General features: G+C 61.2%; 23 protein-coding genes and 2 pseudogenes. 17 read left to right on the top strand and 8 right to left on the bottom strand.

Annotation, left to right across the window (positions count from 1 at the left end):
* The first annotated feature begins 70 nt into the window (after positions 1-70).
* The 5 genes from FHT70_RS19940 (at position 71) to FHT70_RS19920 (ending at position 6,922) form a co-directional block, all read left to right on the top strand.
* Entirely contained in the window at positions 71-841 is a 771-nt protein-coding gene (locus FHT70_RS19940; protein ID WP_183704285.1) for an alpha/beta hydrolase, read from the top strand.
* Between the two features lie 41 nt (positions 842-882).
* Positions 883-1,830 carry an AraC family transcriptional regulator gene (locus FHT70_RS19935; RefSeq protein ID WP_112643426.1) on the top strand — a complete coding sequence of 316 codons (948 nt, stop codon included), beginning with the start codon at positions 883-885 and terminating at the stop codon, positions 1,828-1,830.
* A 32-nt stretch (positions 1,831-1,862) separates the two neighbouring features.
* Entirely contained in the window at positions 1,863-2,411 is a 549-nt protein-coding gene (locus FHT70_RS19930; protein ID WP_183704283.1) for a peroxidase-related enzyme, read from the top strand.
* Positions 2,412-2,588: 177 nt separating this feature from the next.
* On the top strand, positions 2,589-3,740 hold the full coding sequence (locus FHT70_RS19925) for an efflux RND transporter periplasmic adaptor subunit (RefSeq protein ID WP_183704281.1): 1,152 nt from the start codon (positions 2,589-2,591) through the stop codon (positions 3,738-3,740).
* Positions 3,737-6,922, top strand: coding sequence for a multidrug efflux RND transporter permease subunit (locus FHT70_RS19920; RefSeq protein WP_183704279.1), 3,186 nt, complete (start codon positions 3,737-3,739; stop codon positions 6,920-6,922). Before FHT70_RS19925 ends, FHT70_RS19920 begins: the two co-directional genes overlap by 4 nt.
* Before the next feature lie 10 nt (positions 6,923-6,932).
* Here the strand turns inward: FHT70_RS19920 and FHT70_RS19915 are convergent, their stop codons facing one another.
* The 8 genes from FHT70_RS19915 to FHT70_RS19880 all read right to left on the bottom strand — a co-directional run bounded on the left by FHT70_RS19915 (position 6,933) and on the right by FHT70_RS19880 (position 12,940).
* Positions 6,933-7,190, bottom strand: a complete 258-nt coding sequence (locus FHT70_RS19915; protein WP_183704277.1) for a hypothetical protein — start codon at positions 7,188-7,190, stop codon at positions 6,933-6,935.
* Positions 7,191-7,209: 19 nt separating this feature from the next.
* Entirely contained in the window at positions 7,210-7,482 is a 273-nt protein-coding gene (locus tag FHT70_RS19910; RefSeq protein WP_183704275.1) for a hypothetical protein, read from the bottom strand.
* Positions 7,483-8,059: 577 nt separating this feature from the next.
* Complete coding sequence (locus FHT70_RS19905; protein WP_183704273.1) at positions 8,060-8,455, bottom strand: DUF6130 family protein; 396 nt, start codon at positions 8,453-8,455, stop codon at positions 8,060-8,062.
* A gap of 111 nt (positions 8,456-8,566) precedes the next feature.
* Positions 8,567-8,950: a response regulator gene (locus FHT70_RS19900; protein ID WP_183704271.1), complete on the bottom strand. Its 384-nt coding sequence runs from the start codon at positions 8,948-8,950 to the stop codon at positions 8,567-8,569.
* 3 nt (positions 8,951-8,953) lie between these two features.
* Complete coding sequence (locus FHT70_RS19895) at positions 8,954-9,607, bottom strand: response regulator (protein ID WP_183704270.1); 654 nt, start codon at positions 9,605-9,607, stop codon at positions 8,954-8,956.
* Positions 9,604-11,766, bottom strand: a complete 2,163-nt coding sequence (locus FHT70_RS19890) for a PAS domain-containing sensor histidine kinase (RefSeq protein WP_246721893.1) — start codon at positions 11,764-11,766, stop codon at positions 9,604-9,606. The genes FHT70_RS19895 and FHT70_RS19890 overlap by 4 nt, the downstream gene beginning before the upstream one ends.
* A 213-nt stretch (positions 11,767-11,979) precedes the next feature.
* Complete coding sequence (locus tag FHT70_RS19885) at positions 11,980-12,723, bottom strand: CbtA family protein (RefSeq protein ID WP_183704268.1); 744 nt, start codon at positions 12,721-12,723, stop codon at positions 11,980-11,982.
* A gap of 10 nt (positions 12,724-12,733) precedes the next feature.
* On the bottom strand, positions 12,734-12,940 hold the full coding sequence (locus FHT70_RS19880) for a CbtB domain-containing protein (protein ID WP_183704267.1): 207 nt from the start codon (positions 12,938-12,940) through the stop codon (positions 12,734-12,736).
* A 168-nt stretch (positions 12,941-13,108) separates the two neighbouring features.
* On the opposite strand from FHT70_RS19880, the gene FHT70_RS19875 reads away from it, so the two are divergent.
* The 12 genes and pseudogenes from FHT70_RS19875 to FHT70_RS19820 all read left to right on the top strand — a co-directional run bounded on the left by FHT70_RS19875 (position 13,109) and on the right by FHT70_RS19820 (position 21,287).
* The gene (locus FHT70_RS19875; protein WP_183704266.1) at positions 13,109-13,465 is read left to right on the top strand and encodes an SH3-like domain-containing protein; all 357 of its coding nucleotides are present in this window, start codon (positions 13,109-13,111) and stop codon (positions 13,463-13,465) included.
* On the top strand, positions 13,452-14,126 hold the full coding sequence (nthA, locus tag FHT70_RS19870) for a nitrile hydratase subunit alpha (RefSeq protein ID WP_183704265.1): 675 nt from the start codon (positions 13,452-13,454) through the stop codon (positions 14,124-14,126). The genes FHT70_RS19875 and nthA overlap by 14 nt, the downstream gene beginning before the upstream one ends.
* Positions 14,123-14,455: an SH3-like domain-containing protein gene (locus tag FHT70_RS19865; protein WP_183704263.1), complete on the top strand. Its 333-nt coding sequence runs from the start codon at positions 14,123-14,125 to the stop codon at positions 14,453-14,455. Before nthA ends, FHT70_RS19865 begins: the two co-directional genes overlap by 4 nt.
* Positions 14,437-15,138, top strand: coding sequence for an aquaporin (locus FHT70_RS19860; RefSeq protein WP_183704261.1), 702 nt, complete (start codon positions 14,437-14,439; stop codon positions 15,136-15,138). The genes FHT70_RS19865 and FHT70_RS19860 overlap by 19 nt, the downstream gene beginning before the upstream one ends.
* A 33-nt stretch (positions 15,139-15,171) precedes the next feature.
* Positions 15,172-15,687 carry a cytochrome P460 family protein gene (locus FHT70_RS19855; protein ID WP_183704258.1) on the top strand — a complete coding sequence of 172 codons (516 nt, stop codon included), beginning with the start codon at positions 15,172-15,174 and terminating at the stop codon, positions 15,685-15,687.
* A gap of 29 nt (positions 15,688-15,716) precedes the next feature.
* Entirely contained in the window at positions 15,717-16,115 is a 399-nt protein-coding gene (locus tag FHT70_RS19850) for a nuclear transport factor 2 family protein (protein ID WP_162745735.1), read from the top strand.
* Complete coding sequence (locus FHT70_RS19845) at positions 16,108-16,341, top strand: hypothetical protein (RefSeq protein ID WP_183704256.1); 234 nt, start codon at positions 16,108-16,110, stop codon at positions 16,339-16,341. Before FHT70_RS19850 ends, FHT70_RS19845 begins: the two co-directional genes overlap by 8 nt.
* Before the next feature lie 81 nt (positions 16,342-16,422).
* A complete protein-coding gene (locus FHT70_RS19840) occupies positions 16,423-16,737 on the top strand; it encodes a metalloregulator ArsR/SmtB family transcription factor (RefSeq protein ID WP_183704252.1) in 315 nt (104 codons plus the stop codon).
* Between the two features lie 59 nt (positions 16,738-16,796).
* Positions 16,797-17,771: pseudogene (locus FHT70_RS19835) on the top strand (aldehyde dehydrogenase family protein); the annotation flags it as partial.
* A 170-nt stretch (positions 17,772-17,941) separates the two neighbouring features.
* Positions 17,942-18,297, top strand: a pseudogene (locus tag FHT70_RS19830) (helix-turn-helix domain-containing protein); the annotation flags it as partial.
* A gap of 176 nt (positions 18,298-18,473) precedes the next feature.
* Positions 18,474-18,725: a hypothetical protein gene (locus tag FHT70_RS19825; protein ID WP_183704250.1), complete on the top strand. Its 252-nt coding sequence runs from the start codon at positions 18,474-18,476 to the stop codon at positions 18,723-18,725.
* Positions 18,726-18,884: 159 nt separating this feature from the next.
* Complete coding sequence (locus FHT70_RS19820; protein ID WP_183704248.1) at positions 18,885-21,287, top strand: FdhF/YdeP family oxidoreductase; 2,403 nt, start codon at positions 18,885-18,887, stop codon at positions 21,285-21,287.
* Positions 21,288-21,439: the final 152 nt, after the last annotated feature.

Genomic DNA, 21,439 nt, shown 5'->3' with positions numbered 1-21,439 from the left:
ATGTAGCGTCATCTCAATGAAACCAGCGTCCTAGGGTCGTTTGAGCCCGGCGCTCATAGAGGTAACGCCAATGAAAAGGCTCCTTGCCGCCTCAGCTGCAATGGCAGCACTCCTGCTAGGCGGATCAGCGCTCGCCGCCTCCAAACCGACAGTGGTCCTTGTGCACGGCGCCTTCGCCGAGTCCGCGAGCTGGGACGGCGTGGCTGCAAAGCTACTTAAGGAGGGCTATCCGGTCGTGGCCGTCGCCAATCCTCTGCGTGGCCTGAAATACGACTCCGATTACGTCAGCGAGGTGGTGAAGTCGATCAAGGGCCCGATCGTCCTCGTCGGTCACTCGTATGGTGGGTCGGTTATCAGCGACGTCGCGATCAGGGATACCGGGATCAAGTCGCTGGTCTTCGTGTCCGGCCTTGCTCCTGAGAAGGGCGAGAGCGTCAGCGAGCTGGGCAAGAAGTTCCCCGGCAGCACTCTGGGCGGCACGCTTGCACCGCCCGTCCTTCAGCCGGACGGCAAGCACGACCTCTACATCGATCAGAGCAAGTTCTGGAAACAGTTCGCCGCCGACGTCCCGAAGGACAAGGCAGCGCTGATGGGAGCCGAGCAGCGCCCAATCGCGGCAGAAGCCTTCGAAGAGCCCTCGACAGAACCCGCATGGAAGTCCCTGCCCACGCACTTCATCTACGGCTCCGAGGACAAAAACCTTCCTCCCGCACTGCATGCCTTCATGGCCAAGCGCGCCAACGCGAAGGAAGCGGTCGAGGTCAAGGGATCGTCCCACGTCGTGATGATCTCGCACCCTGACAAGGTGGCCGCAATGATCGAGCGCGCCGCCGCCGACTAGGCCCGCAATCCCCGCAGAGCAACTACAAACAGGAGCATGACATGCACCCCGATATCGCCATCAAGGTGAGCCTGGGCATGACAGGCGACGTCTTCGAAACGTTCGACGACTGCCTGCATGTCGAGCACTACCAAGTCGCTGACCCCAACATCTTCCTTGCGAAACTCACCCGCGAGAATGGAAGCCGCGCGATCACCACTTCGCTTAGCGCTGGAGCTGGCACATTTATTCTTGCAGACCGGGATTCCGAGCTTCGCCTCGAGCAGAAAGGCTGCGTCCTCTATCAGGGCGTTCTAGTCGAGGACAGCATCGCCTTCATCGAAGGCTCCGATCCCATTTCCGTGGAGCTGCAGTCGGATGCTTGCCTGTACGTCCTCACGTTCCTGCGCGAACGGCACTCCTGGCCTTGCCCGGTGATCGGCGGCCGCTTCAACATTCGTGACGAGCGTCTCTCGGAACTGATCGACGACGTGTCGGAAAGCTCAGCGGCGCGAAGAAGCGACCTTGCGCGCGAATTCTCGACACTGGCATTCGAGCGCTATCAGTCCCTGCCCCGCGTGCATCCCCTGTCCACCTGGCGGCTTAACCGAGTGCGGCGGCATGCAGAAGCGAGGCTCGACCAGCGCCTGACCCTCGAAGAGCTGGCGGACGTAGCGGGCTTCTCGCGCGCGCACTTCGCCGCCACCTTCAAGGCGGCCACCTCGATGAGCGCACATGAATTCCTACTGCGGCTCCGCATCCAGGAAGCCGCGAAGCTGCTGCTGGGAACGGATCTCCCACTCGTGGACATCGCCCTGCAATGCGGGTTCCAGAACCAACCCCATTTCACGACGGTCTTCAAGAAGATGACCTCCGCCACCCCGCGCAGATGGCGCAACGCTCGCCGCGGCCTTCCCACGCCGTCGGTCCCGGGGCTTCGTCGACGCAATGCCACGACCATCGATCTTCCGGTCATCGACCCGGATCGTCCATCCCACGAGCTGCACTAGCGGCACCCAACCCTTTCTTGAGGAGTCCTGAGATGACACGCGTAACCCTGCATCCTTCGATCGAGGCGGCGCCCGAGGCTGCTCGCCCGACACTCGAGGCGATCAAGAAGCAAATGGGCGTCGTCCCGAACGTCTTCAGAATGATGGCAAACAGTCCGGCAGTCCTCGAAGCCTATTCGTCACTTAATGGCGCGCTCGGCAGGGGCAAGCTGGACAAGAAGATCCGCGAGAGGATCGCGCTTGCTATCGCCCAGAAAAACGGGTGCGGCTATTGCCTCGCCGCTCACACCTACACCGGAACCCACGTGAATAAGCTCAGCATCGACGAGATAGCGGCAGCCCGGCGCGGCGGATCCTCGGATGCGCGAGCCGATGCCGCTGTGAAGTTCGCGGTCAAGGTAGCCGAGGAGCGTGGATCCGTGAGCGAGGACGAGCTGCATGCAATGAGAGCCGCTGGGTTCGATGACGAGGAGCTTCTCGAAATCGTTGCCCACGTCGCCGCAAACACCTTCACCAACTACATGAACGAGGTCTTCAAGACCGAGATCGATTTCCCCAAGGTCGAGGACCACGCGGCCTGACAGAAGTAGTCGGCAGGTGTCCGCCTCCCTGCCGACCGAGTGCAGCCGACGTCGATGGAGACCGGTCGTCTCTCCTTCGGTACCTCCTCGCGTCGGCTGCACGCCGTCCTATTGCGAACACTCTGACACTCGTTGCGGGAGCCGCCGCCGGGCTGCGCGCCGCCGATGGAGGAACGTATGAAAGCCACCGTCCTTCGATCTACCTTCTCTGGTAGTCTGCTACTTCTATTCTCAGCCTCCGCTGGCTACGCGCAGAGCCCACCCCCGCCCGTTACCGTCGCCAAACCCGTGGTGAGGGACGTGGTCGACAACGACGAGTTCATCGGCCGCTTCGAGCCAGTCGAGCAGGTGTCGGTGAGATCGCGCATCGGTGGCTACCTGCAGGAGATCCACTTCTCGGACGGCGCCCTCGTCAAGCAAGGCGACCTGCTGTTCGTCATAGACCAGAGGCCGTACGTAACAGCCTTCAACGAGGCAACGTCCGCGCTCGAGGTGGCGAAGTCGACGCTGACCTATGCCGACGCGCAGTTCAAGCGGGCGGAATCGCTCTCGCAGAACGGTAGCCAGTCGATTTCCATCCTGGACGACCGCAGGCGGGAATGGATCTCGGCGCAGGCAAACGTCCGTGGCGCGCAGGCGGCACTCGACCGCGCCGCTCTCGACCTTGACTACACGAAGATCGCCGCACCCCTGACCGGACGCATCGACCGTCACCTTGTCTCGATCGGCAACCTCGTCCAGGCGGACTCGTCCGTCATGACGACGATAGTCACCCTCGACCCGATCGACTTCTATTTCGACGTGGACGAACGGCGACTGCTAAACTTTCAGGCGACTGCCCAGAAGCGCGGCGTCGACCTGCAGGCATCCGGCGGCGACGTGGACGTCATCGCGACGATCGGCGACAACTCGGGCCGCGAGTTCAAGGGCAAGCTTAACTTCGCCGAAAACCACGTCGATAGCGACAGCGGAACCATGCGGGTCCGCGCCCGGTTTCCGAACGCGGATCTGACACTTCAGCCGGGCCTCTTCGGCCGCATACAAGTCGAGGCCTCGAACACCTATTCTGCTGTCCTCGTCCCCGACGAGGCCATCTCGTCGAACCAGAACGAGCGCATCGTCTACGTGGTGGACGACGACGGTACGGTTCGGACGAAGGCCGTTCGGACGGGTCCCCGCCTCTACGGCTACCGTGTGATACGCGCTGGTCTCGACGGCAGCGAGACGATCGTCGTCAACGGCCTCATGCGCATCCGGCCGGGTGCGAAGGTCACTGCGAAGATGACCGAACTGCCCCAGTCGGCCGCAGTAGCGGAGGCAGCACAATGAGGTTCGCTCACTTCTTCGTCGATCGCCCGATCTTCGCGGCGGTCATATCCATCCTGCTTCTCGTTGTCGGCAGCATCGCCTACACGCAGTTGCCCGTCTCGCAGTATCCCGAGATCGCGCCACCGACGATCATCGTCAGAACGTCCTATCCCGGCGCGGATCCGCAGACCATAGCGGACACCGTTTCCACCCCTCTGGAACAGCAGATCAACGGCGTCGAGGACATGCTCTACATGTCCTCCTACTCCAGTGCCGACGGCGCGATGGCCCTGACGATCACCTTCAAGCTCGGCGCCGACCTCAACAAGGCGCAGGTGCTTGTCCAGAACCGCGTCGCAATAGCGCTGCCCCGGCTTCCCGATGAAGTCCGCCGCATCGGCGTGACGACCGACAAGAGCTCGCCCGATCTCATGATGGTGGTTCACCTTCTCTCGCCCAGCCATCGCTACGACCAGCTCTACGTTTCGAACTATGCTCGAACCAAGGTCCGCGACGTCCTGCTGCGGCTCGACGGCGTCGGCGACATACAGTCCTTCGGCGAACGCCAGTATTCCATGCGCATTTGGCTCGATCCGGAAAAACTGTCAGCATACGGGATGACCTCGGACGACGTCGTCGAAGCCCTCCGGGAGCAGAACGTGCAGATATCCGGCGGACGCATCGGTGCACCTCCAGTGGTCGGCAAGAACGCCTTCGAATACACCGTCCGGTCCGACGGCCGCTTTTCCGACCCCCGCGAGTTCAGGTACGTGATCGTCAAATCGACGGCGAGCGGACGGTTGGTCGAACTGCAGGACGTCGCGCGCGTCGAACTAGGCGCTCAGGACTACGTCACCAACAGCTATCTGACCAACGATCCCGCTATCGCCCTCGGCATCTTCGCGCGTCCGGGCAGCAACGCGCTGTCGACGGCAAAGCAGGTGCGCGACATCATGGCGAACCTGTCGAAGAGTTTCCCGGAGGGCCTTGAATTTCAGATCAATTACGACACCACCGAGTTCATCGAGGACTCGATCTTCGAGGTCTACCGGACGATGGGCGAAGCCGCGATACTGGTCGCCATCGTCGTGATCATCTTCCTGCAGTCGTGGCGCAACGCGCTCATCCCGATCATCGCCATCCCAGTATCGCTGGTGGGCACATTCGCCTTCCTGCTTGCCTTCGGCTTCTCGCTGAACATGCTCACGCTCTTCGGGCTCGTGCTGGCTATCGGTATCGTCGTCGACGACGCCATCGTCGTGGTCGAGAACGTTGAACGAAACCTGGCGCGCGGGATGTCGCCCAAGGAAGCGGCGCACGTCACGATGGACGAGGTCGGCACGGCGGTCGTCGCCATCTCTTTGGTGCTAATAGCCGTGTTCGCTCCCACCGCTTTCATCCCCGGAATCTCAGGCCAGTTCTACAAGCAGTTCGCGGTCACCATATCGGTAACGACGGCGATCTCGGCCCTGAACTCGCTCACCCTGTCTCCGGCGCTCGCAGGCATCCTGCTACGACCGCACGACGACATCTCATACGGGAAGAGCATCGTAGGGCAAGCAGGATCCGCGCTGGCCAACGGCTTCAACTCGGGCTTCGATTCGATCAGTCGGTGTTACTCGTGGATCGTGAGGAAGCTCGTCGGCGGATGGTTCGGTCGGATGGCGGCGCTGGCCGTGTTCGCCGCCCTGCTCGCGGCCACATGGTTCATGTCGACGGTCGTCCCATCAGGCTTTGTGCCGATCATGGACCAGGGCTATTCCATCGTCGTCGTTCAGCTACCGGATGGCGCGTCGCTGGCCCGCACCGACGAGGTCGTCAAGAAGGTCGGCGCCATCGTCAAGACGGTTCCCGGCGTCCGCAACGCCATTCAGTTCTCCGGATTCAGCGGTGCGACGTTCACCGCCGCCTCGAACGCGGGCGTCATCTTCACACCCTTCCAGTCGTTCGCCGAGCGGGAAAAGATCGGCGCTACCGCCGACAAGATCATTGCCGAAATCAACTCGCGCGTCAGGGAGATCGAGGACGCATTCATCATCGACATTCCGCCTCCCTCCGTTCGCGGCGTCGGAAACGCCGGCGGCTTCAAGATGCAGATCCTGGATCAAGAAAATCCCGACATGACGAGAGCACTGGGCCTCGCGCGGGAGATCATGGCTGAGGCAGCCACGACCGAGGGACTGACAGGCGTCTTCACCACCTTCTCGGAATCGAGCCCCGAATACTATCTGGCGATCGACCGCGACAAGGCGCGCTACCTCGACGTCCCGATCTCGAACGTCTTCAGCGCTCTCTCCGTCAATTTGGGAACGTCTTATGTGAACGACTTCAACGCCTTCGGCCGGGTTTATCAAGTCCGGGCTCAGGCAGATCGCCAATTCCGGATGGACAGGGACGACATCCTCGCACTCAAGGTGAGATCGGCAAAGGGTGCCCTCGTTCCGCTGGGAACCATCATGGACATCCAGGATACGAGCGGGCCGACGCTCGTCCAGCGCTATAACATGTATGTCTCGGTACCGCTGCAGGGAAACCCGACGCCGGGCACTTCCACCGGAACAGCGATCAAGAAGATGGAAGAGATCGCGGCCAAGGTGCTTCCTCCGGGCGTCACCTTCGAATGGACCGAACTTGCCTACCAGGAGACGCACACGGGCAGCTCGGGAACCTACATCTTCGCGTTGTCGGTGATCTTCGTATTCCTTGCGCTCTCTGCACAGTACGAAAGCTGGGTGCTTCCTCTCGCAATCATCTTGATCGTTCCCCTCGCCGTCCTGGCTGCCCTGATCGGCGTGTTCCTTCGTGGGATGGACAACAACGTGCTGACCCAGATCGGCCTCATCGTTCTCATCGGCCTTGCCGCCAAGAACGCGATCCTGATCGTCGAGTTCGCCCGCCAGGCCGAAGAAGACGGAAAGTCGATCGTCGACGCAGCAGTCGAGGCCAGCCATCTCCGGCTGCGTCCGATCCTCATGACGGCCTTCGCGTTCATCTTCGGTGTCCTGCCACTCGCGATTGCCACCGGGCCGGGCGCCGAGATGCGCCAGTCGCTCGGGACTGCAGTGTTCTCCGGGATGCTAGGCGTGACCTTCTTTGGCCTGTTCCTTACCCCGGTGTTCTACGTCGTGCTCAGGTCGCTCCGGAGGCGTCCGTTGCTGCGCCCATCGCCCAAGCTTGAGATCGTGAAACAAAGTGAGGGCTGAGGCGCTGCCTTCACTTCTCCAGCGGATTGCCGAACAGGTCGGCCGGGACAGCCGCCGTGTCCGCATCCGTACTCTGTCGCTCTGATATGCGTCCGCCGAAGGTACGTGCGCTCCCAGGCCTGCCCGCCCACAGGGCGATCGGAATTTTTTCACCCGCCTTTATGTCGCGATGTGCCACGAAGTAGCCGCGGTGATCCGGTGCGTTGTCGTGTCCAGCCTTCTCGTTTTCGAAGATGCAGATCTCGCCGAGCTTTGGTTCGTAGGCCAATTTGTTTCCTTAGGCTGCCTCAATGAAGGATACGAGACTGGTGCTCTGAAGACACCTCAGGTTCGTCGGATTCGTTAGAAACGCCCTCGAACCTTTCTGAAAGGCTCGCGACGTAGCTGATGCCCTGCTCTAGCAGGATCTCCGCGGCCCGAAGCATGTCCGTCGAAGCTTCGATGCCGCATCCTCGGATCGAGCATGCGAGATAGGTCGCATTTCGGGCGGATTTCAGGTCACCTCGTTCGCCCGCATCCTCGGCGACGCTTTCCAGGGCGTTCACCACGAGCGTCATCATGTCTGCTCTTTCACTAGGCGACATTTCGATCAATGTTCTTCCTGTCATGATAGCCATCCATTCGTGCGCGAGCAGGCGCGCACGGGCCTGCTGGCGATTTTATTGTTTCTTTGGGAACAATCTTGGACGTGTTCGTCCGTCGTCGTCACAGTTGGCGATCGAGGAAAAGACCCGCAAGGCCGCGATCCATGCCAAGATGACAACGGAGACCTGCGTGACTTGATCGTCTCGGGGGAATGCTAGTCGTCTGAGAAGCGGCGCGGCGGAGGAGCCTGGCGCCTCAGCGCAGCCTCGATGTCAACGGCTAGCTTGGCACTCCTCTTGTGGAGTTCCGCGGCGGTCGGCTCGGGCGACAGGAGCACGCTTTCCGTTAATTGAAGAGCGCCGGCGGCGACGGGGTCTGGCAACTGAACGTCCTGCTGCGGCATGGCGATCTCTCGACGGTTTGCGGAAAGAGGCCCCCGCCGGGGAAAGAGCGGGGGCCTCTCATGAGGTGATCGCGGCCTTAGCGAGGGGACGGCCTTGCGGTAGGGGCTGAGTTGAACCGCTGCGATCGCCTTGGGAGCTATGAAGTTCTTCAGTCTGCGTTCGGGACGACGAACTCGATCGTCTCCGAGGTAATGACCCGATGCGTTGAATCCGCAAGCTCGATGAGGATCCGATGTCGGCCGGGCGTCAGCCCGACCACGATGAGAGTCTGGCCGCTGGCATCCACGAAGTGCCATGGCAGGTCGTCGACCGTGATGTGCAGATGGCCTATCCTCGGCGAGACAACGAGGGCACCCACGCCAAATACCGGGACGATGCGAATGTTCTCCGTCCGGTACTGTATGAACACGCGCCCGTGTGACAGCGGCTCCGGCAGTGGGTCGTCGACTACAAGCCGCGGTTCCTCTTCATTCTCAATCGCGACCAACGGCGACGGGCCTTTGACGTCTCGGGCACTCAAAAGCTTCAGACTGGCGTCGGCCATGGCGGTCTCCGAAATCTCCGGACCTGTGATCGCGACGTCCTGCGGCCCTTAAGTGGCTACGAGATTGCGCCTGTGATTGCCCAGTGTCGAGCAAGATGCGGTGAGGTGCCGTTAGGAGGCGTTTGCCAGCGCCGTCCGGATCGCCTGCAGCAGTTCGCTCGGGCTTACAGGCTTCAGGAAGACCTTCATGGCACCCGAGCTTCGTGCGCGGTCGCCCGCCGCAGCGTCGGTATGCGCGGTTATGAGGATGGAGGGAATGACGACGGACATCCCGGCAAGCCGATCCAGGAGATCGAGGCCCGAAATGCCTCCAAGCTGTATATCCGTCACCAGGCAAGTCGCCGTCTGCAATTCGTCGGAGTCAAGAAACTCCTCGGCAGAAGCAAACGACGCCGCGTTTATGCCCGATGCCCGAAGAAGTCCTCTCAAGGCGTCCCGCACGGGTTCGTCGTCCTCGACACAGACCACCAGCGAAGGCTTTGTCATCGCGATCATGGCTCAATCCTTGGCGTGCCCGAAAGTCTCGTTCAATTCCAACAAGTCGTAGTGCCGCACCAGCTCCGGCAGCGTCAGCACGTGCATCTTCTGCATCACGTTCCCCCGATGGAGCTTCACGGTAGCCTCGGTAATGCCGAGGGCGGCCGAAATCTGCTTGTTCTTCTGACCTTCGACAACGCGGGCCAGCACTTCCTGTTCCCGCTTCGTCAGGGATGCGAAGTCGGCTCGTGCATTGCTAGCGGCTTGCTGCTTCAATGTGGTGCGGTTGTCCAGCTTCACCGCCTTGTTCACGGCGTCGAGAAGGTCCTGCTCACGGACGGGCTTCGTCAGGAACTCAGCCGCTCCTGCCTTCATCGCGCGCACCGCGATCGGAACATCGGCATGGCCGCTCATGAAGATAACGGGCCTTTGGAAACCGCCTGCCCTGACCTCCTCGAAGAACTCGATACCGCTCTGCCCCGGAAGCCGGACGTCGAGGATCATGCATCCCACGCTCGTCAGCTTTCCCTTGGCCATGAAGTCGGCGGCCGAGGAGAAGGCTGTCACGTTGAACTTCATAGAGCGCAGCAGGCCGACCAGCGACTCCCGGACACCGATGTCGTCCTCGATCACCACGATATGGCAGGCGCCGTCGTCGCGTGGCTTCTGGTTCATCTGTTTTCCCCTGCAAACGGTATCGAGAATTCGAACACGGCGCCGCCTCCTGCTCTAGGCCGGGCAGACAGCGTGCCGCTGTGGGCACTGATGATCGACTTGGAAATGGCCAGGCCCATCCCAGTGCCCTGCTGCTTGGTGGAGAAGAATGCTTCAAAGATCCGTTGGGACGCAACGGGGTCGATCCCTTCTCCCGTGTCCTCGACCCTCACCACGACAGATCGCGAACCGTCCGCTTCGGCGGTGAGGTCGATCCTTCGCGCGCCGTCGTTGGCTCCGATAGCCTCGGCCGCATTCAGCATGAGGTTGAGAAGCACCTGCTGGAGCTGAACCTTGTCGCCTCGGATTGCCGGAATACCAGTAGAAACGGAGACGAAAACATCGATCTGACGGATCCTGAATTCGGTGCGGAGCATCGTCAGCACATGCGAGACCACTTCCCTGATATCGACGACGTCCATGGATGGCCGTGAGTTCCGGGCCATGCTTCTGACGTTCAGCAGCACGTCGCCCGCTCTCTTTCCTTCCTCGACAAGGCGCTCGGCCGCAAGCTTGGCTTCCGCAACGTCGGGAACATCGCGGTCGAGCCAACTCAGACAAGTTGCGGCGTTCGTGACGATTGCCATCAGTGGCTGGTTCATTTCGTGAGCGATCGAGACGGTCACCGCCCCCATCGCCGTAAGCCTGTTCATCCGGACAATGTCTGCCTGCGCCTTCTGGAGCGCCTCCTCACTCTTCACTCGTTCCGTGATGTCGATGATGGCGCCGAACACTTCCGGTTCCTCCTCCGGGTTCGTCTCCATGCGCGTAACGCAATGGACGTACCGGATCGAGCCGTCGGGCAGCAGGAGCCGATGCTCGATCTCCCAGGGCTGGCGGTCGCGAAGGCCCTTTTCAAAGACAGCGGCGACCATTTCGCGGTCACTCGGATGCACTCGCTCTCTGATCACCTTTGAACTCAGCGCCATCGACGTATCGAAACCGTAGATGTTGTAGGTCTCCTCAGACCAGACGACCTCTCCCCTCAACGGCTTGATCCGGTAGCTGCCGACGTGGCTGAGCTTCTGGGCTTCTGCGAGCGATGCCTGCGCGCGCTGCGCGTCCTCCAAGGAACTTCGTATCCTCTCCTCAGCAAGGCGGGTCTCGGTCACGTCCACGATCGTGCCAATATATGCGCGAGGGGACTGAACCTCGTCGAGGATGAGCCGCCCACGAGCATGTATGTATTTGACGGTACCATCCGGAAGCAGGAACCGATGTTCGACGTTCAGCTCCTCGCCCTGCAGGGCCCGTTGATGGGCTTCAGCAACCATCTGCCTATCGTCCGGATGAACGCGCGAACTTAGCGTTCCAAAATTGATCTCGTTGGCATCGAGACCTACGATGTTGGCGCATTCGGGCGAACAGGTGAACACGTCCGTCGCCATGTCCCAGGACCAGGTGCCCGTCTCGATGATACGCTGGGCGACGGCCATCACCAATTGGCTCTGGGCAAGCTCGAACTCGATGCGCTTGAGCTCGTCGATGTCTGTGTTCACGCCGTACCATCGGACGACGTTGCCGTCGTCATCCAGCAGAGGAACAGCACGCAGAACGAACCAGCGTGCCTCGCCGTCATGCCGGAGCATTCGAGCCTCGACGCCTCCAGGCTTGCCCGAGGTGCACAGATCCGTCCAGACCTTGATGACCTTGTCGACATCGTCAGGGTGAAATGCGGATACGAAGCCGAAGCCGACTGCAGTCTCGCGGGTGAGCCCGGTGTATTCGAACCACTGCTTGTTGCCGTCCTCAAATCCTCCGTCCGGCGCCCCGATCCAGGCAAGGGCTGGTATCATGTCCCACCCTAGTCTGGGGTCGTCTGCCGCCCTGACCGCTGTAGGGGTAGTGTCAATCTGGCCATGGAAATTGTTGGCAATTGCCGCGGCCGAGAATGCGGTCGCAAGCCACTCGAGGTCTTCGACCCGTGCAGGGGCCGCGCCGTCTGGCATTTCGAGATAGATCGCACCGTCATTCGGATCCGGCAGAGCGACCGGGAGGCAGACGATCGAGTGCCTGTTCCTGCCCCGCCCCGTCGATACAACCTCGCGTACCGTCGCTTCGTCGATGTCGAACGTTCCAAGCCTCCCGGATGACAATGCTACCGAAGAAGTGTCTGCCATTGCAGCCACCGTGAGCTCATTGCCCCGTCCTACGATGAGGAACCCGCGCCTTGCGCCGGACATCGTGACGGCAGCGCGCATGAATGGGCCGACGTCGTGGGCGTCCGACCTGCGTGCCTCCACCGCTCCCGAGCCCTCGTCCATCAGCGACAAAGCTCCATGTCTCTTCCGCCGAGCCACTCCGCCAAGATGCTGTAACGTGGGGCACCTGAATCAGGCATTCGGAATCCCGGCGTTTGCAGAGATCCTCGGCACCCGAGGGTCGAGGATGCATTTTGCGAACTGTCCGAAGATTGCGCCAAGGCCACCCCAGACGATAAGCTGGAGAATTGCCGACTGCGCCCGGAATGTAAATAGAAGGTCGTCAGGGAAGCCGCTTGGCACTTCCTGAACATCCGGGAGGGTAGACACGAGGATCATCGCCATCGCTGCGAAGGCCAGCGCTCCGGCTGGCACCGAGAACATCCCGCCGTGCCTGCGCCGGATCAAGACGCCGATCCAGAAGGAAAGGGCCATCGAAACGAGGGATAGCAGAATCAGCAGGAAGTAGAGTTCGGTGCGGCTGCCGATCGTCTCGGCGCTACCGATACCAGGAGGATTGGCGGGATATTTCAGCTGCGGGACGAGAACAAGCGAGACATATCCCAATGATGCCAGCGTCCACACAGTCGATCGTGGCCCGAGCCCGAGCCGCCCGTGCAGGCATCCGAGGCCGATTGCCAGAATGCCGCCGAGCGCGACGCTGTAGCTTGCGATCCCCGTCAGGAGACCGAGATTGCGCTGAGTGGCCCGGCTCACGGTTTCTTCTTCCGCATGGCTGTGATCGGCAGCGCTCCGTTCTTCGAGAACGATGGCCCGTTCGACGGTCGGTTCGGAAAACGCCCGCGCGAAGCCGAAGGATAGGAGCGCCACGATCAAACCGGACAGCATCCCGGCAAGGAGAAGTCGCTGAAGCATAGCGGCATCCTCAGTGGCAGGGAAAGCCGAGGAGGTGACGGCCGTCGTGCACGAACTCGTGGATGGCGTTCCCCTGGACGAGTGAAGTTGCGCCCTGCTCGGCCCCGACGAAATAAAGGGTCATGAGCGAGAGAAGCCCGACGAAGAGGACCCATGGAAGCAATTCGCCTGCGGTTAGCGGCACGGCAGGCGCCGGGTGAGTGATGATGTGCGTCATGGCAAGTCTCCTGAAGGATTGTGACGCTCACATCATGAGCAGGATCCCGAACGCGATCTTTCGTATTCGTTCGATGCCCGCCGCAAGTTTGAAACTTCGCCATCGCACGAATACGAAAGATCGATGCCTGTCTGGTTCGTACCCTCTTCGGTAATGCAGGAGGTAGCGATGAACCCCATTCCCAGACAAACGAAGATAGAAGGCGTTGTGCCCGCCCCCGCCGACTTGCCCCGGCTCCGCGTTGGACAGCGTGTTCGGGTCGGTAACCTGACTCCAGTCGGTCACTACCGCGTCCCCACTTACCTTCGTGGCAAGGAAGCGGTGATAGAGGCGATCATGTCGCCGAGGGCCGTCAACAACGAAGAGGAAGGGTTCGGACGGAACGCCGGATCGCTTGGCGTCTACTATCGGATCGCCGTCCCGATGACCGAAATCTGGAAGGACTACGCCGGATCGCCCGGCGACAATCTCCGCATCGAAGTATTCGAAAACTGGCTGGAGGAGGTCGACGATGACCGTCCATGAAGAACATGACCACGACCACGATCATGGCACCGAGCACGGGCACCCGCACGCGCCGATCGAAACGACCGAGAAGCCGGGCTACTACGATATCATGGAGCAAGCATTCCAAGAACTGATGATCGAGAAGGGCTACATCGGCGCCGACGAGATTAGACACCAGATCGAGGTTCTGGACTCCCGGAACCCTGCTCTCGGCGCCAAGGTCGTCGCTCGCGCGTGGACGGACCAGGATTTCAAATCACGCCTGCTCGAGAACGGCCGCACCGCTTGCGAGGAACTCGGCATCACCTTCTATGATCTGACGGAACTCATCGTTCTCGAGAACACACCGAAGGTCCACAATCTCATCGTCTGCACCCTCTGTTCCTGCTACCCGCGCCCAGTCCTTGGGCTGCCACCCGACTGGTACAAAGCGAAGCCCTACCGTGCCCGCGCGGTCTACGAGCCGAGAAAGGTACTGGCGGAGTTTGGGACGATCATCCCCGACGACGTGGAGGTCAGAGTCAGCGACTCTACGGCGATCCAACGCTACCTCGTGCTTCCGATGCGCCCTCCTGGAACTGAGGGATACAGCGAAGAGCAACTCGCCGCGCTCGTCACCCGTGATGCGATGATCGGCGTGATACCCGTCAATTCTCCGACCGAAGGAATAGCGGCATGACCGGAAGCGAACAACTTCTCAAGCGACTGCCGAACGACATCGGCGGGCTGGAAGCACCTACGATCGAGCAGACCGATCACGAACTCCTCCCCTGGGAGAAACGGTGCCACGCGCTCGCCGACGTGCTCGACTTCCACAAGATCATCAACACCGAGGAGAAGCGCCGCGGCGTCGAAGCCCTGGGGTCGGAGATGGTCGGCAAGCTCACTTACTACGAGCGCTGGATCGCCGCTTTCGCCAACATCGCGTTTCAGAAGCGTCTGATAACGCCCGAGGAACTGGCCAGGCAGATGTCGGCCGTGGAGGATCGATGGAGGGCTCACTCCTGAAGCTCGTGCCCCCGCGCGCGTCCCGCTGCTTCGTCGAGGACGACGCCAGCGCGCCGCTGGTCAGACGGTCGCTCGCCGAAGCCGTTGGCACGATGTTGCTGATGGTCGCCGTGCTGGGCGCCGGGATCGGTGGAAAAGCTGCGCCGATTTCGTCGGCCATGGCTATATCCGGCACGTTGATCGGACTGATCCTGGCTCTTGGCTCGGTGTCGGGCGGCCACTTCAACCCGGTCATCACCGTTCTTCAGTGGCGCGCGGGACAGCGCGGTCTCGAGTGCACGACCTGGTACGTGGCCGCACAGATCCTTGGAGGGACAGCAGGCGCCGTCTTGGTCGATCTCATGTTCGCGGTCCCACCAAGCCCACCCACTAGGGAGCTTCCGAATGCCGCCGCTGTCGTAAGCGAGGCACTGTCGACATTCGGGCTGATGATGGTCGTGTTCTGCAGTAGCCGTAGCACCAACAAGATGACCGGGCCTTTCGCAGTCGGCCTCTGGCTACTGGGCGCGATCATCGCCACACCGACCGGATCCATCGCCAACCCCGCCGTCGCCATCAGCCTGCTCTTGTCGCCGTCGAGCGCTTCGGTGACGGCAGTAGCCCTCTTCATTGCGGTGCAGTTTGCTGGCGGCGCATTGGCGTTGCAATGTGTCGACTTGCTCTATCCGTCCGCCGGACACTGATGGGCGCCCAGCAAGATCCCGAAGGAGAATGTGATGTCGAAAACGAAGCTAGCGGTCTCAGCACTTGTCATCCTCGGCAAGTCTGCTGCTGCGACCAGCGGCCTGACAGGCGACGCCTCGCCGATCTACGGAGTGAAGATTCCCAAAGAATATAGGGAATGGCGGCTGATCACAGTCGCGCACGAAGCTGGCAAGAACAACGACATCCGAGCGGTCCTCGGCAACGACATCGCGATCAAGGCATTTCGAGAAGGAACGAGGCCGTTTCCGGATGGCGCCATCATCGCGAGGCTCGCCTACGTCTACCAATCGTCTCCGGAGAACGACAAGGTCTTCCCGGCGCCGCAATCCTTCGTCGCCGGCGACCCGACCAATGTGCAGTTCTCGGTGAAAGATTCGAAGAAATACGCCGACACGGGTGGCTGGGGCTACGGTCAGTTCGAGAATGGCGTCGCTAACCCAAGCGAGCCGCTGATCAAGAGCTGCTTTGCCTGCCACGTGAAGCTCGACGCATCGAAAGACTTCGTGTTCAGCCACTATTCGCCGTGAGGCCCTCATGCCGAGCTAAGGAGGTTGCCGTGAGAACGAAGTGCGTGATGACCCCTGCGGAGACGATGTCGGCGATCCGCGACATGTGGCAGTGCGGTCGCGTCGACGAGGCTGCCGCTCACTTCGCAGAGAACGGCGTGCTGCTGGTCGAACCAGACAGGCAGGCAGTCGGTCGGGCCGCGATAGGTGACGGCTTCGTTGAACTCGCGCGGCGCCTTCGCTTCCTGGTGGTCGACGACCGCGTCGTGATCCAGCGGGGCAATATCGCCCTTCACCATGCGCGATGGACTGCCCGCTACATCATAGATGGCGCGCCCTCCACGGAAGAAGTCAGTGGAACGACAGCGGACGTGCTCACTCTTCAGGCCGATGGCCGCTGGGTCGCCGTCGTCAACAACCCATGGGGAGGCGACGTCCTCGATGACTAGGTTTCATTTTCATATTCGCGTCGCGGAAGTCGTCGATCCGGACTATGAGGGCATCGAAATTCAGGCGATAGATTGCGTCGCCGAGGCAATCGCTGTTGCCCGGCGCATCGTTGCGGAGGCAATCATGCTGGACGAGTCCGTCGGGGATATGACTTTCGAAATTACGGATTGCGAGGGGAAACTGGTGGCGGAGTTGCCGTTTCGATGCTGCGCGCGGCTGCAGTGAGACCCTGATACCCCAACTTTGGCGTATTGTCCGGACCCGGGGTGGCACGTAGGCGGGCGGTCTCATATCGCGGAGCCCTCCATGATCGACAATCGAAACACAGCCCGCCAATCCGCCCTGCTGACCGCGATCTGCAACGAGAGTCGGCTGAAAATCCTCTCGGTACTCCTGGGCGACGAGGTCACGGCTGGCAACCTTGCTACCGTGGTGGGTCTTAGCCAATCGGCGACGTCGCAGCACCTGGCGAAGCTTCGGCATCTAAAGCTTGTTACGGTTCGGCGCGAAGCGCAGACGCTTTGGTATTCGACGGACAACGTCGCGGTGATCAAGATTTTGGCTTTGCTTGAGGAGCTTGGTCGAGCGGGGCATCCGCTCCCGAAAGCAAAGGCTGCCTAGGCTGAAAACGCCCCGTCGAACTCCTATATGGAAGTCTGTAATCTGGAAGGACATCGATCATGACATTGACCGGAAATCTGCTTTTAGCGGGGACGGAAGCGCGCGGTTCGAATGGCGAGTTCCACGGTATCGAGGCAGCTACCGGGAAGCCGCTGGCTGTCTCGTTTGGTGGCGCGTCACGCGAGGATGCCGACGCCGCTGCGGCACAAGCCTGGGAAGCTTTCGCATCGTACCGCGAAACCGATCTTGGGAGCCGAGCGTCCTTCCTTGAGGCAATTGCTGCGGAAATCGAGTCGATTGGCGACGAGTTGATCGTCCGCGCCATGCTGGAGACCGGGCTTCCCCGCGGAAGGCTCGAGGGGGAGCGAAATCGCACTACGGGCCAGCTCCGGCTGTTTGCCCAGGAAGTCCGCGCGGGCCGCTTCCAGGAGCTGCGCTTCGATGAGGGCGATCCTTCGCGGAAGCCTGCTCCCAAGCCTGATCTGCGGCTTCGCAATATCCCGCTCGGCCCCGTCGCTGTATTCGGTGCGTCGAATTTCCCGCTCGCCTTCTCGGTCGCTGGAGGAGACACGGCATCGGCCCTCGCTGCTGGCTGCCCCGTCGTCGTGAAGGCGCATTCGGCGCATCCGGGCACCTCAGAGCTGGTGGGACGGGCCGTGCAGCGGGCTGTCGCGGCCTGCCGACTTCATCTCGGCACCTTCTCCCTACTTTTCGACACAGGCTTCGAGGTCGGCCAGCAGCTCGTCGCCGATCATCGAATTCCTGCCGTCGGCTTCACCGGGTCGCGCCGCGGCGGGACGGCCCTGATGGACATCGCATCTAAGCGGCGGCAGCCGATCCCTGTGTACGCCGAGATGAGCAGCATCAGTCCCGTTATCCTGTTCCCAAACGCGCTCACCCGAAACGTCGATGGCATAGCCTCGGCGTTCGTTTCGTCGCTGATCCTCGGCGCCGGGCAGTTCTGTACGAACCCAGGCCTCCTCCTTGCCGTCGATGGGGAAGCGCTCGATGCCTTCATCGCAAGAACCACGGAGCCGCCCCCGCTCCGCCCTTTCAACCCGGCCCAGCCGGCCGGATCGGGGGCTGATCGTCAGAGCCAGTGTCGCATTTCTAACTGGCTGACAATGTCGCAGCCCTATTCAGCTTTGACATCGCCTTGTAGCGGGTGGGTTCAAGGATGAACTGCCACTTGCGATAGATGCTAATGGGTTATCACTCGCAAGGAATGGCTGATGAGACGCGCACCTACTCCCAGATCGACATGGATGAATGTCGCAGGATCGCTCGCGAGCGGCCGGCCTGAGCGCCACCGTCATTGCCGAGAAGCTCGGCCGGCATCGCTCGACGATTTTCCGCAAGCTCAAGCGGAATGCTTTTGAAGACCGGCAGATGCCGGATCTGAGCGGCTACTATTGCGTGACTGCCCACGAGATGGCGCGTGAGTGCAGAGCCAGGCTGCGCAAGCTCGCCCGGTTCTCCCATGTGCGCCAATCGGTGATCGAACGGATCATCCATGGCTGGTCGCTACAGCAAATCGCCGGCCGCATGCGGCTGAAGCGATGACGACCTCCAGCCTGGCCGAGACCGTGAACGTTCGGAGTGGTCATATCAGGGCCAGACCCGCCATGGGCCTGCTCTGACGAGGTGCGCAGGGAACGAAATCCGGACGATCAGGTTAGTCCAAGGAAAAGCGGCCTTTCGAGCCCTGGCGACGAGGTGAACCCGAGGAGCAGGTTGTGAATGTTGTAAGTTTTCCGCGCCAGCGTCGCGATGATCCCGATCGCGCTTTCGTCAGCACCGATGCAGATGAGCGACGGCTCTATAAATTTGCCCTGCAGTACGAGATGGATGGCAAGAGCTGGGCGACCGACATCTGGGCCTATTCATCCAAAGACGCCGAAGATCGCGTCGCTGCGATGCGGCGATCGCTGACGATGTGCGGTCAGCTCTATGCCGAGGTGGAGGCCAACGCTCCGACGCCGCTCTGAGCATTTGCGACGCGGCTATTGCCAATCATCTTCCGTCATCGGCTATCGACAGCGCCGCTCGTCACTTTGCCGACTCGCCTGGAACCGTTTGTTTCTCGAAGAGTTTGGATCGCAAAATATCTGTCGGGGATTCTCCTTCGACAATATCGGGAGGCAAAAATGTCAGCGCGATCGAAACATCCGCCAACTATCGGCGAGAGCACGCATGCGGCTGGCGGATGGGCGGCGGCGCGATCTCTTGGAGAAATTCTTCTCCGCGAACACGTCCCCCGATCGGGGCCGTCACTGCTTTCCCATCACAACAAACCAGACGGCTACATGTGTGTCAGTTGCGCCTGGGCCAAGCCTGCAAAACCGCATGCGATGGAATTTTGCGAAAACGGCGCAAAGGCGACCGCCTGGGAGGTCACTTCCCGCCGCGCCGACCGCGCCTTCTTCGCCGCCCATACATTGCATGAGCTGGAGCAATGGAGCGATCACGATCTCGAAGAACAAGGTCGCCTGACCCATCCGATGCGGTGGAACCGCTCGACCGACAAATACGAGCCGGTGGACTGGAACGATGCATTCGCAGAAATCGGCGGGGAGCTCCGGTCAATTCCTCCGCGTGAGGTTGATTTCTATACGTCCGGGCGCGCCTCCCTCGAAACCTCTTACATGTATCAGCTTTTTGCCCGCATCTTCGGCAGCAATAACCTGCCCGATTCTTCCAACATGTGTCACGAAAGCTCCTCGGTCGGCCTGCCGGAAAGCATCGGAGCCTCCGTCGGCACGGCAATCCTGTCCGATTTCCAGAACTGCGATTGCATTTTCTACATGGCGCAGAACGTCGCCACCTCTTCCCCGCGGATGCTGCATGACTTGCAGGATGCCGTCGACCGGGGCGTGAAAATCGTCACCTTCAATCTGTTGCGCGAACCGGGCCTCGAACGTTTCACCAACCCGCAAATGCCGAGCCAGATGCTGACCGGCCGGTCGACGCCGATTTCGTCGGAATATTATCAGGTGAAGAACGGAGGCGACATTGCGGCCCTCTTCGGCGTCTGCAAAGCCTTGATCGAAGCCGACGATGCAATGAAGGAAATGGGGATGAGCAAGGTTTCCGGCTCCGATGCCGTGCCCCATAAACCGGATAATGCCGCGTCGGTGGCGTTCGCCGCTTCCATTGCGGCGGCCGACAAAAAGCATGTTCTCGACCACGATTTCATCAACACGCATACATCGGGTTTCGAGGAGTTTGCCGAAGCCGCCCGCCGATATGACTGGGCCGAACTGGAACGTGTTTCCGGCTTGACCCGCGAGCAGATGATCCAGGCAGCCCGCACCTATGCCCATTCGGAGGCGGTGCTGATGGTCTATGGCATGGGTCTGACGCAGCATGTGATGGGTGTCCAGAACGTTCATATGGTCGCCAATCTCGCGCTGCTGCGCGGCAATATCGGCAAGCCGGGCGCCAATATCTGCGCCGTGCGCGGCCACTCGAACGTGCAGGGCCAGCGCACGGTCGGGATAACGGAAAAGCCGGACCTCGTGCCGCTCGACAAACTGGCGCAACTCTACCAGTTCGAACCGCCACAATGGGAAGGACGCTCAACCGTCGACACCTGCAAGGCGATCATGGAGGGCGAGGCCAAAGCCTTCGTTAGCCTCGGCGGCAACTTCCTGCGCGCCGTCCCGGAAACGGAAGCGATGGAGGAGGCCTGGCGCAAACTCCGCCTGACCGTACAGATCGCGACGAAGCTCAATCGCAGCCACGTCATCCATGGCGAAATCGCCTATCTCCTTCCCTGTCTCGGCCGTATCGAAGTCGATGAACAAGCGAGCGGTCCGCAAGCCGTCTCCATCGAAAGTTCCGTGGCGCATTTCCATGGCTCGCGCGGCAAGGCGAAGCCCGCAAGCGAGGAGCTTCTGTCGGAGCCCGCCATCATCGCCGGCATCGCCAAGGCGACGCTGGCGAAGGGTCGAGTCCCGTGGGACGAATGGGTCGGCGATTATTCGAAGATCCGCGATGCGATCGAAGCGACCTATCCCGAGACGTTCAGGGATTTCAACAAACGCATGTTTCAACCTGGCGGCATTCCGAGACCCGTGCCGGCCAGGGAACGCAAATGGACGACGCCCAACCAGAAAGCCAATTTCATCACGCCGCCGCGGCTCTTCCCCGAACTCGACATCGGTCCGGGCGCCACAGAGGTTCTCAACCTCGCCACGTTACGCTCCAACGACCAGTTCAACACGACCATCTACGGTTACGGCGATCGCTATCGCGGCGTGAAGGGATCGCGAAAGGTGGTATTCATGAACGAAGAGGATATTGGCAGACTGGGCTTCAAGGAAGGCGATTTCGTCGATCTGACGACCGCCATCGATGTCGCCACAACGCGCCGCGTCACCGGCTTCAAGGTTGCTCGGCACGCAATTCCGGCCGGGTGCTGTGCGGCTTATTACCCTGAGGCGAACCCGCTCTTTCCGCTGGCGCATCACGACGCCAAGGCCAAGACCCCGTCTTACAAGATGTTGCCGGTGCGGCTCAGTCTCTCGGCCCTGTCGTCGCGGTCCTGACCCGGGTCCCGGCAATGCGCGAAAGCAAGCAGGTCCCCTGGTCGGCGGCAGTATCGCTTCTCACGATGGCAGCCGTCTGGGCCGCCATCGCCTGGGCAAGCCAACCGCGCTTGCGTCGCGCCCATCCCGCCGCGACGTCCGGTCCCACTCGC

This window comes from Rhizobium sp. BK049 (assembly GCF_014193135.1).
Taxonomy (GTDB): Bacteria; Pseudomonadota; Alphaproteobacteria; order Rhizobiales; family Rhizobiaceae; genus Rhizobium.
The sequence above is the reverse complement of the archived record's forward strand: the minus strand, read 5'-3'. Positions and strand labels throughout refer to the sequence as shown.